The 12,426-nt window shown below is 64.6% G+C and carries 12 protein-coding genes and 1 tRNA gene; 6 read left to right on the top strand and 7 right to left on the bottom strand.

Translation table 11 applies throughout. The features are described from left to right. The first annotated feature begins 53 nt into the window (after nucleotides 1-53). Nucleotides 54-857, top strand: a complete 804-nt coding sequence (locus tag ACK2SD_RS04420; RefSeq protein WP_412461453.1) for an energy transducer TonB — start codon at nucleotides 54-56, stop codon at nucleotides 855-857. Then, nucleotides 854-1,309 (top strand): ribosomal protein S18-alanine N-acetyltransferase, encoded by a 456-nt coding sequence (rimI, locus tag ACK2SD_RS04425; protein WP_039580275.1) that lies wholly within the window; start codon nucleotides 854-856, stop codon nucleotides 1,307-1,309. The genes ACK2SD_RS04420 and rimI overlap by 4 nt, the downstream gene beginning before the upstream one ends. A gap of 6 nt (nucleotides 1,310-1,315) precedes the next feature. On the opposite strand, the gene ACK2SD_RS04430 is transcribed toward rimI, so the two are convergent. From ACK2SD_RS04430 to ACK2SD_RS04445, 4 genes are all read right to left on the bottom strand, one after another. Next, nucleotides 1,316-2,467: a hypothetical protein gene (locus tag ACK2SD_RS04430; protein WP_412461454.1), complete on the bottom strand. Its 1,152-nt coding sequence runs from the start codon at nucleotides 2,465-2,467 to the stop codon at nucleotides 1,316-1,318. A 153-nt stretch (nucleotides 2,468-2,620) separates the two neighbouring features. Further along, nucleotides 2,621-3,376: a hypothetical protein gene (locus ACK2SD_RS04435; protein WP_412461455.1), complete on the bottom strand. Its 756-nt coding sequence runs from the start codon at nucleotides 3,374-3,376 to the stop codon at nucleotides 2,621-2,623. Between the two features lie 186 nt (nucleotides 3,377-3,562). Further along, nucleotides 3,563-3,639, bottom strand: a tRNA-Met gene (locus ACK2SD_RS04440). Nucleotides 3,640-3,733: 94 nt separating this feature from the next. Next, nucleotides 3,734-4,666: a FecR family protein gene (locus ACK2SD_RS04445; protein ID WP_412461456.1), complete on the bottom strand. Its 933-nt coding sequence runs from the start codon at nucleotides 4,664-4,666 to the stop codon at nucleotides 3,734-3,736. A 190-nt stretch (nucleotides 4,667-4,856) separates the two neighbouring features. Between ACK2SD_RS04445 and ACK2SD_RS04450 the strand changes: the two genes are divergently transcribed. The 3 genes from ACK2SD_RS04450 to ACK2SD_RS04460 all read left to right on the top strand — a co-directional run bounded on the left by ACK2SD_RS04450 (nucleotide 4,857) and on the right by ACK2SD_RS04460 (nucleotide 7,713). Then, nucleotides 4,857-6,080 (top strand): MFS transporter, encoded by a 1,224-nt coding sequence (locus ACK2SD_RS04450; protein ID WP_412461457.1) that lies wholly within the window; start codon nucleotides 4,857-4,859, stop codon nucleotides 6,078-6,080. 246 nt (nucleotides 6,081-6,326) lie between these two features. Beyond that, nucleotides 6,327-6,470 (top strand): hypothetical protein, encoded by a 144-nt coding sequence (locus tag ACK2SD_RS04455; RefSeq protein ID WP_295481403.1) that lies wholly within the window; start codon nucleotides 6,327-6,329, stop codon nucleotides 6,468-6,470. An 82-nt stretch (nucleotides 6,471-6,552) separates the two neighbouring features. After that, nucleotides 6,553-7,713, top strand: coding sequence for an MFS transporter (locus ACK2SD_RS04460; RefSeq protein ID WP_412461458.1), 1,161 nt, complete (start codon nucleotides 6,553-6,555; stop codon nucleotides 7,711-7,713). A 3-nt stretch (nucleotides 7,714-7,716) separates the two neighbouring features. On the opposite strand, the gene ACK2SD_RS04465 is transcribed toward ACK2SD_RS04460, so the two are convergent. Further along, nucleotides 7,717-10,188: a TonB-dependent siderophore receptor gene (locus ACK2SD_RS04465; protein ID WP_412461459.1), complete on the bottom strand. Its 2,472-nt coding sequence runs from the start codon at nucleotides 10,186-10,188 to the stop codon at nucleotides 7,717-7,719. A 186-nt stretch (nucleotides 10,189-10,374) separates the two neighbouring features. Here ACK2SD_RS04465 and ACK2SD_RS04470 point away from each other — a divergent pair, with 186 nt between their 5' ends. Beyond that, nucleotides 10,375-10,863 (top strand): hypothetical protein, encoded by a 489-nt coding sequence (locus tag ACK2SD_RS04470; RefSeq protein ID WP_412461460.1) that lies wholly within the window; start codon nucleotides 10,375-10,377, stop codon nucleotides 10,861-10,863. A gap of 40 nt (nucleotides 10,864-10,903) precedes the next feature. On the opposite strand, the gene ACK2SD_RS04475 is transcribed toward ACK2SD_RS04470, so the two are convergent. Further along, a complete protein-coding gene (locus tag ACK2SD_RS04475; protein ID WP_412461461.1) occupies nucleotides 10,904-11,857 on the bottom strand; it encodes a FecR domain-containing protein in 954 nt (317 codons plus the stop codon). Continuing rightward, the gene (locus ACK2SD_RS04480; protein WP_412461462.1) at nucleotides 11,844-12,365 is read right to left on the bottom strand and encodes a sigma-70 family RNA polymerase sigma factor; all 522 of its coding nucleotides are present in this window, start codon (nucleotides 12,363-12,365) and stop codon (nucleotides 11,844-11,846) included. Before ACK2SD_RS04480 ends, ACK2SD_RS04475 begins: the two co-directional genes overlap by 14 nt. Nucleotides 12,366-12,426 lie beyond the last annotated feature (61 nt).

A 12,426-nucleotide genomic window follows, 5' to 3' on the forward strand; every position in this document is an offset into this window, starting at 1 on the left:
CGCCAACGGCGTTAGAATGCCCGACCGCCACCCAACCCTCCGGAACCTGAGCCGTGCTGACCGAGCCCCGCCGCCGCGCCTACCTGTCCGCCATGCAAGTGGTGCACTGGCTGCCGCGCGCCGAACTGCCGTTCGCGGCGCCTTCGCGGCCCGAGTTGCTGCTGCCGGTGGCGCCGGTGGAGACACCGGACTTCGAGGTGCAGCCGGCGCGCCCGGCAGCCGCCACTCAGGCCGAGGCCGTGCCGGTCGCCGGCCAGGTGCGTCAGATCGAGCGGCCGAAGATCGAGATTCCGCGCCCAGGCAGCACGCCCAAACCGGCCGCCCCGGTGGCCGAGCGCGAGCCGGAGGTGCCCAAGGTCGCAAGGCCCGCGCCGGTGCCGCCACCGCGCTTCGCCTTGCAACTGCTGCGCGCGGGCAAGTGCCTGCTGTTGGTGGAGTTGGCCACCGGGCAGCCGTTCCAGAGCCGCGACCCGTCCTATCTGCTGCTCAAGGACATGCTGCGCGCTGCCGGCCTGCCCGACGCCCCGCAGATCGTCGGCGAGCCGGTGCGTTGGCCGCTGTTGTTGCGCAGCACCATGGACCAGGGCCCGGAGTCGGCGCGCGACTTCGTCCAGGGCTTTGTCCAGGCGCGCCTGGAGGAAGTCCCCAGCCACTGTGTGTGGTTGGTCGGCCTGCCGGCGGTACGCTTCGCCGCCGCTGCCGACGAGCAGGCGTACTACCAGATGCTCACGGTCGAGGGCCTGGGCGAGGTCTGGGCACTGCCGGGTCTTGAACTGTTGATGGACGAGCCGCCGCGCAAGGCGCTCGTCTGGAAAGCCATGCGCCAGCTGATGGCGCGCTGGAAGAGCGTTGAATGAGTGACTCGATCAGTTTCCGCCCGATGACCGAGGCGGATCTGGATGCCGTACTGAAGATCGAATATGCCGCCTTCAGTCATCCCTGGACCCGCGGCATCTTTCAGGATGCGCTCAAGTCCTACGAAGTGTGGTTGATGTTCGACGGCCAGCAGCAGGTGGGACACGGGGTGATCAACGTGATCATCGACGAAGCGCACCTGCTCAACATCACCGTCAAGCCGGAGAACCAGGGGCGCGGGCTGGGCCTGCGCCTGCTCCAGCACCTGATGGCACGGGCCTGGCAGCTCAATGGCCGGGAATGCTTCCTGGAAGTGCGCGCCAGCAACCAGTCGGCCTATCGGTTGTACGAGCGTTACGGCTTCAACGAAATCGGCCGGCGCCGGGACTACTACCCGGCGCCGGGCGGACGCGAAGATGCGCTGGTGATGGCCTGCACCTTGCTCGAGGACTGAGGCGGGCTAAAGCTCCACTTCGGCCGGCCTGCGCAAATCGCGCAGGCTGCGCGTCACGCTCCCGGTGTTGCACTTGGCGGCGGCCTGTGCCGGCGTCATGTCGCGGATGCTGCGGTAGAACAGCTCGCAGGTCTGCTTCTTCTGCGTCACTTGCCACTTGGTCGCACAGGCCTCCAGTGTCGCCTTGGCATCGGCGTTAGGATTGCGCCCCATTCCGGCCTGCCAGCAGGCGGCGGTCAGATCCTGGCCCATCATCTTCAGCCCCGCCGCGTCGGCCTTGTCCTGATCGCCGCCGGTGTTGTTCTTGTCCGCTGCATACCAGATCGCACTGGGGTGGTTGGCGCCGAGCACCGGCACCTGGCTGCCGGCCTGCGGGCTGATGCTGACCAGCCCCAGCACGTTCACCTTAGGCCCGTACTGCTGCTGGATCCAGCTGCGCACCGGGGCGCCGAAGGCCACCATCGGCAGCGGCTGGGTGCCCTGGCGCAGGGTCATCTGCTTGACCATGCGCGTCTGGTAGTCGCTGAAGTAGCTGTAGGTGCCCTCCAGGTCCTTGCCGGCGCTGGCGGGCGCGGCAATCGGGGCGATGTCGACGATGGTCTGGTAGGCCGGGGTCTGGCTGGCGTCGATGCCGTTGAAGGTGAGCAACTGTGCCCAACGGTCAGTGGTGTTCGAGCGCAGGTAGTCCTGCGCCTGGGTGAGCGAGTAATCCGGTGGGAAATGCAGCAGCTCGATGCTGCGGCGGTTCTCCAAGGCCATGCCCAGCGGCAGGAACAGGTACCAGTCGTAGGCCCATTTGCCGTCCTTGTTCAGACGGGTGGCGCCCTGATAGGCCAGCTCGCCACTGTCGAGCAACTGGCGCAGGGGCTCGGCGTAGCTCGGTGGGACATCGCTGATGAGGGCTTGCACATGGTCGTCGCTGTTTCGACTGACCTGAACCTGGGCGTTGGCGTAGCCGTCGCGACGCACGCTCTGGGTCAGGTAGTGTTCGACGGTCTGCTCCAGAGTCCAGTCGCGAAAGCAGATCACATGGCAATTGTTGGGAAAGGCGAACAGGCGGGTGACCCGCTGCGCATCGCCCAGGTCGATGCGCGCATCGGCCTGGACCAGACCGCTGAAGGCGAGGGCGGCCAGGGCCGATACAGCCAGCTTGTGCATGCGTAACTCCTTGTCGGTGGCCGCCGGGGCCGGCGGGCTGTCCATAATAAGGCGCTACGCTTGCAAACATCATGTCTCGACGCGTGAGCCGCCTGTTTTGCAGGGGCGGCGATGGCCGCTTGGGTGCAGCGTATGCAGGCCATCCCGTCTGATTCAGTCGTGTTCAGACTGCTTTGGCTTCACCGGTGTGCGTAGGGGCTTGGGTGAAAGTTGCGTTTCTCGAATGACACGCCCCGTGGCGCCATCAATCTTGTACACCGTCCTGTCAACCAGCAAGAACATACTCTTGCTATCGACCAAGATCAGATGTCCCGTCAATCTTGTTGACGTGTTTGTGATGACCGTCACTGTACTGTCGAGACCCTGGGAGGCCTCCAGGCCGGTGTATTTTGCAAAGTCGTCCAGACCATTCTTCAATCCCCGCTGCACGCCTATGGCCGGTGCCATGAAGGCTGTGAACAGGGTGATTCCAATCCATGTGGAGAGCCCTAATACAACCGGGAAGGGTAGTCGCTTGGTGACCAAAGACACGAAGATCGCGGCTATCACAATGAATGCCAGTGCCACGAGCGCAGGGCCGATGATTGGCACGCTATTCGCTGCACTCATCGCGCCCGACCATGCACTGACGTACCCATATAACAGTAGGGTCGGTATACCCAAGGCAATCTCGTTGATATCGATACCGAATCTGTCGTACGAGCCGATCAGCGTCGAATAACCATACACCAGCAGACCACCTTGAATGCTCCAAGCACCCGTCGCCACAAGTTTGAACGCGAGGTCAGTATTGGCTTTTGTAACTTTTGACTGATCAAGCGCTTGCGGTGGTTGTTCGGCGGCATGTGTAGAGATGGTCAACGGTGTCAGCCATTCAACTTTGAGCGTTTTATTCCTGTTCCAAAACACTGCACTGTCCTTAGTGGGAAATTAAGGAGCGCACGATACCTGGCCGCTTATTTGTGAACCAAACGGAAATGATGATCGAGCGACAGCACGTGGTTGACCGTGGCCGCGGCGGGCGTGCGCTGAAGAAGCTGAAGAAATCGCAGGCAAAGAAAAAGGGCTTACCTTGCGGTAAGCCCTTTTCAGGTTTGGTGGCTACACAGGGACTTGAACCCCGGACCCCAGCATTATGAATGCTATGCTCTAACCAACTGAGCTATGTAGCCAATGGCGCGCATTATTCTCTTGTGATGCCCCTGTGTCAACACTCATTTCAAAAAAAATCTACACGGTTTCAGATGCTTAGCCGTGCACCTCACCTCAATGGACGATCAGCGCCTGGCCGAGCAAGGGGTAGGCCCGCAGTTGCTGGTCGGCGATCAGCGCATCCAGCGTATTGCTGGCAGGGTCCAGCGCAAAATCGCCGCTGATTCGGCGTTGCCCGATCTGCGCGTCCAGCACCCACACCCGCATACCCCGATAACCGGCCAGCGCCTCCAGCACCTGCTGCAAAGGCAGGTCGCGGGCGATCAAGCGACCGTCGCGCCACGCCTGAAGGCTGCGGGTGTCGACTTTTTCCACCGCCTCCAGATGCCCCGAATCGAACCGCACCCGCTCGCCGGCCGAGAGCAGGCGCTGGTCGCCGCCCTGGCGGATCAGGGCCTTGCCGTTGAGCACCACCAGCTCGTCGTGATCGCTGTAGCGGCTGAGCCTCAGGCGCGTGGCGAAGACCTGGATCGACACATCGTCCACCTGGACTTCCAGCGCGCGCCCATCGAGGTTGACCTCCAGATCCACCAAGCCCTGCACCAGTTGCAACTGTCGGGTGCGACCGCGCAAGTCCACGTTCATCGCGCTGGCACCGTCCAAGTGCAGGGTGGAGCCATCGGCCAGACGCACGCTGCGCCGCTCGCCAGCACTGGTGTGCAGTTCGCTGCCCAGGCGCTGCATCAGTGGCCAGTAGACAAAGGCCAGTGCGGCCAGCAGCAGCAGGAACAGCGCGCCGAGCAGGCTGCCCCAGTGGCTGCGGCGCAGCGCCAGCGGTCGTGGACGCGGCCGCCCGGCCGGGGTCGGCACTGAGCCAGGACGGTGCTGCAGGGCGGCAAAGGCGCGAGCGTTTTCCGGGTCCTGGCACCACTGGGCGAAGGCCTTGCGCTGCTGCGCGTGACTGCCGGGGCGGCTCAGCAGGGCCAGCCACTGCAGCGCTTCTTGGTGAGGATCAGGGTCGAACCGCGCGGCTGGCATCGGGCTCATGGTATCGGTCGGCTCGCGAAGCGGGCAGGGTGCCCGGAACTGAGGGAAGGGAGCGAAAGATGCTAATTGTAGTGAGAACCATTTACAAGTACGCATCGGATGGATGGCACCCCGCTGGCAAATTAGGGGTGGCTTCGTATCGAGATGTTTCTAATAATCGGAGCCCAACCAGAGCACGGATGTCGAGCCCATGGCCATCAGCAGTACCCCGAGCAGCCCCGCGATCTCCAGCGCTACGCCGACCTCCGGCAGCAGTCCGCTGGTGATGCGGATCATCACGTTCTGCGCGCTGGCGCACCTGATCAATGACCTGATCCAGTCGGTCCTGCCGGCCATCTATCCGATGCTCAAGGCCAACTACGGCCTGAGCTTCGCCCAAATCGGCCTGATCACCTTGACCTTCCAGGTGACCGCCTCGCTGCTGCAGCCCTGGGTCGGCTTCTACACCGACAAACGCCCCACGCCGAACCTGTTGCCGATGGGCACCCTGTGCACCCTGGTGGGGATCGTCATGCTCGCCTTCGTCGGCAGCTTTGCGATGATCCTCCTGGCCTCGGCGCTGGTGGGCATCGGCTCGTCGACCTTCCACCCGGAGACTTCGCGCATCGCCCGGCTGGCGTCGGGTGGGCGCTTCGGCCTGGCGCAGTCGACCTTCCAGGTAGGCGGTAATGCCGGCTCCGCATTCGGCCCATTGCTGGCAGCGGCCATCGTCATTCCGTTTGGTCAGACCCATGTGGCCTGGTTCGGTCTGGCAGCCCTGTTCTTCTTCGGCGTGACCCTGGTGCTGCGGCGCTGGTACAAGGACCACCTGAACCAGTACAAGGCGCGCAAGGGCGGCGTCGCCAGCCATGGGCTGTCGCGTCGACGCGTGCTGGCGGCGCTGGTGGTGCTGGGTCTGCTGGTGTTCTCCAAGTACTTCTACATGGCCAGCTTCACCAGCTACTTCACCTTCTATCTGATCGAGAAGTTCGGCCTGTCGGTGGCCAGTTCGCAATTGCACCTGTTCCTGTTCCTCGGCGCCGTAGCCGCTGGCACCTTCTTCGGCGGGCCGATCGGCGACCGCATCGGGCGCAAGGCGGTGATCTGGTTCTCGATTCTGGGGGTGGCGCCATTCACCCTGGCGCTGCCGTATGCCGATCTGTTCTGGACCACCGTGCTGAGCCTGGTGATCGGTTTCATCCTGGCCTCGGCGTTTTCCGCGATCGTGGTGTACGCGCAAGAATTGGTGCCGGGTAACGTGGGCATGATCGCCGGGATCTTCTTCGGCCTGATGTTCGGCTTCGGCGGCATCGGCGCGGCGCTGCTCGGTTACCTGGCCGACCTGCGCGGGATCGAGTACGTGTATGGATTGTGCTCGTTCCTGCCGTTGTTCGGCTTGCTGGCGGTGTTCTTGCCATCGACCGGGAAGCGTTGAGCCGGGGCCGCTAAGCGGTCCAATCGCGGCACAAGGCCGCTCCCACAAAGTCCGCGTAAAGCCGTAGACATGGGGCTGCGCGGAACTTGTGGGAGTGGCCTTGTGCCGCGATGGGCTGCGCAGCAGCCCCAGTGCCAGCACTACAGATCTTGAGTGAACAGCATCATGGCGCTGCCTGGGCGTTGACGGATCGGGTGGCCCTGGCCTAGAGTCCGACCCCCTCATCTTCTTGCAGCGAACCTCGCAATGCGCCGCACCCGTAGCCTCAGCCCCTGCTGCCAGCCTGTCGCCCCGACAGCGCGCCGCGCGTGGCCGAGCGACACGGTGCTCAAGCGTCGACGCAGCGTGCTGTTCGCCTTCACCTTCTCCCCGCACCTCGCCTCGAGCTGATCCAGGCCTGCGTCTGCCGTGTGTTCTCGACACGGCCGTGGGCGCCTGCGTTTGTCGATCCTTCGGTGGGGTGGAAAAGTACATGAACATGCGTTTGCTGGCGGGCCTGTTGTTCGCCGTGTCGGTGGTGGGCTTCAGCCTGGGGGCCAGCCTGCCGCTGGTGTCGTTGCGTCTGCACCAGGCCGGGGCGGGCACCCTGGAAATCGGCATGGTCTCGGCGATTCCTGCTGCCGGGATGATGCTCTCGGCCTTCATGGTCGATGCCTGCTGTCGGCACTTCACCCGGCGCACCCTCTACCTGCTGTGCTTCAGCCTGTGCGCCTCGAGCATCGGTTTGCTGGAATGGGCTTTCGACAGGCTCTGGCTGCTGGCGCTGCTGCGCCTGGCTTTGGGGATCGGCATGGGCATCGCCATCATTCTCGGCGAGTCGTGGGTCAATGCGCTGTGCGCGGAGCACAACCGCGGCAAGATCATGGCGCTGTACGCCACCAGTTTCACCGGCTTTCAGGTGCTCGGCCCAGCGCTGCTGGCGTTGCTCGGGCCGAACAGCCCATGGATCACCGCCGTGGTCACCGCCGGTTACGGCCTGGCCCTGCTGTGCATTGTGTTCAGCGTGCCGAACGACTGCGTCGAGCATGACGAGGAGGACGCGCGCAGCTTCACCCTGGCGGGGTTCTTCCGCGTCGCACCGGCACTGTGCGTAGCGGTGCTGTTTTTCTCGTTCTTCGACGCTGTGGTGCTCTCCTTGCTGCCGGTCTACGCCACCAGCCACGGCTTTGCCGTGGGCGTGGCGGCGTTGATGGTGACGGTGGTGTTCGCCGGCGACATGCTCTTCCAACTGCCATTGGGCTGGCTGGCCGACCGGGTCGAGCGTACCGGGCTGCACCTGCTGTGCGGCGTGGTGGCCATGGCCATCGGCATCGCCTTGCCCTGGCTGCTGAACCTGACGTGGCTGTTATGGCCGCTGCTGGTGCTGCTTGGCGCAGTGGCCGGCGGCATCTACACCCTGGCGCTGGTGCTGATCGGCCAGCGCTTCAAAGGACGCGACCTGGTCACCGCCAACGCCAGCGTCGGGCTGCTGTGGGGCGCCGGTAGCCTGGTCGGCCCGTTGCTCAGCGGGGCGGCGATGGATGTCGCGCCCCACGGCCTGCCCATGGCCCTGGCGCTGATGGCCGGGCTGTTCGTGTGCTTCGCCCGCCAGGCGTATCGGCAGGTTCAGCGGGTGTCAGTCCAGGCGGGCTAGGCCTCAGAAGCTGCCGCGCAGGGTGACCGATACGTTGCGTGGGTCACCCCAGTAGTAGCCAGTCGGCGTCGGTGCCACCTGACGGTAGTAGCGGCGGTCGAACAGGTTGTTGGCGTTGACCTGCAGCGAATACTGATCGTTGAAGCGGTAGTTGACCATGGCGTTGTACACCGCGTAGCCCGACTGGCTGGCCACCGCGTTGCCGCTGCGGTTGTAGATGTCGCTCTGCGCCTGCACCCCACCGCCAACGGTCCACGCCTCCCATTCGCCTGGCAGGCGATAGCTGGTGAACAGGCGCAGCAGACGCTTGGGGTCGGTGGTGCGAATGGCGTTGCCGGTGTTGCCGGTGGTGTCCTTGAGGTATTCGGTAGTGTTGTAGGTGTAGCCGCCACTGACGTTCCAGCCCGGCAGCACTTCGCCGGAAATCTCCAGCTCGAAGCCCTGGCTGCGGTTCTTGCCGGCCGCCACCTTGCAGTAGCCGCTGGTGTAGTTCGGCGGGCAGGGGTTGGGGCCGCTGATGTCGTCCAGCGGGTTGCCGACCTGGTAGATACGGAAGAACGCCAGCGAGGTGTTCAGTCGGCCGTCGTAGAACTCGCCCTTGATGCCCGTCTCGTAGGCTTCGCCGGTGACCGGTGCGAGCACCGAGCCGCTGGCGTTGGTGGCAGTCTGCGGGTTGAAGATTTCGGTGTAGCTGGCGTAGGTGCTGAAGGTGTCGTTGAGGTCGTAGATCAGCGCGGCGTACGGCACCACCTTGTTGTCGACGCTGAATGTGCCGTTGGAGCGGGTGTTGTTTTCCTGCTCGTAGTCATACCAGTTGCTGCGCGCGCCGATGATGGCAGTGAGTGGGTCGGCCAGGGAAATGCGCCAGGTGGCGTAGGCACCTTCCTGGGTGGTGCGGGTGCGCACCGGGTGCGCGGTGATGTCGATCGGTGGATTGGCCAGGCTGCGCTTGGGGTCCCAGGTGCGGATGTCGAACAGCCCCGACTGCACGAAGTTGGTGGCCGAGGCGTAGGAATCGTTACGAATGCGCTCGACCCCGACCATCAGTTCATGGGTGCGACCGAACAGGTCGAACGGCCCGTTGAGGGTGGCGCTGAGGTTGTTCTGCAGGCTTTCGCCGCCATCGCCCTCGGTGACCTGGTAGCGCATCAGGTAGGGGTTGTTGGTGGGATTGGCGGTGCCGGTGGCGCGGGTGAAGTAGGTCTGCTTGAAGCCGTCGTCGGCCAGTTGGAAATGGGTGCGCTGGGCCATCAGCTTGAGCGTCCAGTCGTTGTCGAAGCGGTGTTCGAGTTCGGCGAAGCTTTGCAGGTTGCTGCGGTTCCAGCGGTTCCAGTCGGCGCCCAGGTAGGTGCTGCGGCCCAGCGGCAGGGGCGAGCCGTCGTAGTCGGCCGGCAGGTTGCCCCAGGCCCCGGTGGCATCGAGCTGGGTCCATTCAAGACCGGTGGTCAGGGTGGTGCTGTCGCTGAGGTCGAAGGCCAGCGCGCCATACAGCACGTCCTTGCGCTCCTGGCGCGAGCGCTGGAAGTGGTCCTTGTCATCGTGCACGGCGATGATCCGGCCGCGCACGTTGCCGGTGTCGGTCAGCGGGCCGGAGACGTCTGCCACATAGCGTTGGGCGTTCCAGGTGCCGAGGGTGATACTGCCGCTGCCCTGGTAGTCGTAGGTCGGCCGCTTGCGCACCAGGTTCACCGTGCCCGACGGGTTGCCCGAGCCGCGCAGCATGCCGGTGGCCCCGCGCAGGATCTCGGCACGGTCGATGATCGCGGCATCGCTTTGGATGAAAGAGCCGCCGCCGCTGCTCTGCACCACGGTGGCGCCGTCGTACTGGATGGCGTCGATGGCGTAGCCGCGCGAGTAGTACTGCACCCGCTCGCTGTCGGTGAGGTTGACCACCACGCCGGGCGTCTGCTCCAGCAGGTTGGTCAGGTTGGTGATCTGCTGGTCGTCGATGCGCTGACGGGTGACCACGGTGACCGACTGCGGCGTACGGCGGATGCTCTGCGGGGTTTTGCCGATGGTCACCGCACCGGTGGTGTAGGAGCCGGTGTGTTCGGTGGTTTCGCCCAGCAGGTCGCTGGAGATGCTGGTGGCGCCCAGTTGCAGGGCATCGCCGACGTCCAGCGCCGGCATCAGGATGAAGCTGTTCGCGCTTTGCTGCTGGGCCTGTACGTCGCTGCCCTGCAACAGGATCGACAGGGCCTGGGCGCTGTCATGGCGGCCCTGCACGCCGCCGGTGGTCTTGCCCGCGAGGCTGGCGGCATCGAACGAGAGGTTCAGCCCGCCCTGGCGCGCCAGTTGTTCCAGCGCTGCGGCCAAGGGCCCCGGAGCAATGTTCCAGGAAAGCTGCTGGCGTTGGTCGGCCGGGGCGGCCACGGCTTGGACACAAAGGCCGCTGCCGGCCAGGCCCAGGCCGAAGGCGGCGGCGTGGATGGCACGGCGCAGGCCAGTGGAGGAGGGGGAACACGGGCGAATCATGGAGCGCTCCTGAAGTCGGGGTGAGCCACGTATGGGCTTGATTCCTTCAGGCCGGACGAGAATGAGATTCCACCTCATTTATTTTGTGCAATCGATGTTTTCGGTGCGCGCGATTCGTTCGGGGAAATGCATTAAGCTGTCGCGCCGCAGGTTTGTCGCTGCGCCAAGCGCCACTGGACCGGGGTTATGGATTGGGATCAGGTAAAGGAATACAGCGTGAAGCGTTGGACAGTCGTTACGATTTTTGCCGTTTTGGTGCTGTGGCTGGGTGGGTTTTCGCTCTGCACGGTGGCTCAAGCTTCCCCGAAGACCCCTGCGGAACAGCTCATCCACGATCAGTTCGCCAGGCGAATGCTGAAGGCGATCCGTGCGCAGAAGAGTTATCCGCGTGCGGCCGTGGAACTGGCGCCTGATGCGGATCTCTATCTGCGCCTACTGCTGGACCACAAGGGTCGAATCGTCGCTTTCAACACCCAACTGGTGTCGGGCAATCTCATTTTCCGTGCAGAAACCGTGTTGATCGGCGTCAGACTTTCTCGTCTTCCTGTGACGGTGCCGTCGCCCATTTTATTGACGAACGGCGTTGTCGAAGTGATCGCACCCTTGGTGTTCAGAAGAGCGGATGCGGACGATGAGCGCCAGGATGAGCCATTCATCAGCCCTCTGGCGCTTTGAGTCTTCGGCTCTCCAGTCAATGTCCCACCACCCTGCGCCACTAGGCGCCGATACTCACCCAATACCGCGTCCGATAGTCGACACGCACCGGCAGCGTGTGGGCGATCAGATACAGAATCTGATCGGTGTCGGCCAACTGATAGGTGCCCGACACCTCGAGCCCGGCCACTTGCGGGGCGCAGCGGATGAACCCTGGTCGATAGCGTGACAACTCCGTCACGAAGGCACCGAGCGGCATCTTCTGCACGCTCAACACGCCCTCGGTCCAGCCCCACGGATCACCCTGCAAATGGGCCGCCTCGACCCCGCCCGCAGGACTGACGTTCAGCACTTCACCCGGCCCCACGCGCCGCGACTGAGCGGACGCCGGGAACAGCTGCACCTCGCCGCTGCGCACGGCCAGCAGCAGGCCGGCGTCATGCTCGCGCAGCAGGAGATGGCCATCGCGGGTGTTCAGCTCGCCGACCGGCGTCTGAATATGGAAGGGGCGCTTATCGTCGGCCTGGCTGGCCAGGCTGACCTCACCCCGGATCAGCGTCAGCAACCGTTGGTTGGCGCTGTAGCGCAGGTCGATGGCGCTGGCGGTATTGAGTTGCAGGCGGCTGCCGTCGCTGCCCCGCAGGTCGCGGCGCTCGCCAGTGGCGGTGCGGCTGTCGGCCATCAGCGCGGGCAGGCCCAACGGCTCGCGCAGGCCCCAGGCCGCGCCCGTGCACACCGCCAAGCCTGCCAGCAGCTTGAGCGTGTCGCGCCGGGCCAACCGCTGGCGCTGGCTGTGGTCGAGGGTGCGCCGGCTCAGGGCCGAGGGCAGACCCGCCAATTCCTCGCCCATGCGGCTGACCCGCTGCCAGGCCAGGGCGTTGAGCGGATGACGCTGCAGCCAGCCCTGGAACTGCCGTTCAAGCCGTGCATTCGGCTCGTCGAAGCGCAGCTTGATCAGCCAGGCAATGGCCTCCTCCACCTGCGCCTGGGCCGGTGACTGCTCAGTGTTCGGCATAGTGCACCCGGTAGCAGGCGGCCAAGGCCTTGGCCAGGTCGCGTTCGACCGTGGCCCTCGACACCTTCAGGTGTGCGGCGATCCGGGCGATGCTCAGCCCGTCGAGTTGGGCCAGCAAAAAGGCTTCCCGCGCCCGCGCCCGCGGCTTGAGCTGATGCAGGGCGCGATCCAGGCGCTCGAGGGTGTCGAGGATCACCAGACGGTGTTCCTCGCTCGGCGCCTCGCCTTCCGGCACGCCGGCCAAACTTTGCTGATAGGCACGTTCCAGGGCGCGGCGGCGGTACTGGTCGATCATCAGGCCGCGGGCGACGCTGCTCAGATAAGCGCGCGGTTCCTTGAGCGGCGAAACGTTGCGCGCACGCAGCAGGCGCACGAAGGTGTCCTGGGCCAGGTCGGCGGCATGCTCCCGACAGCCGACCCGCGCCCGCAGCCAGCCACGCAGCCAGGCGTTGTGGGTCTGGTAGAGCTGATCGATGTCGGCAGGCGCGAGCGTGTCGTTGAGCGGCATCAGATGGCGGTCCTGGAGGAGAAGAGGGTGGAAGTACGATTGTTAATGGTTCTCAATTCTA

This window comes from Pseudomonas sp. SC11 (genome assembly GCF_047039205.1).
Classification (GTDB): Bacteria; Pseudomonadota; Gammaproteobacteria; order Pseudomonadales; family Pseudomonadaceae; genus Aquipseudomonas; species Aquipseudomonas boreofloridensis.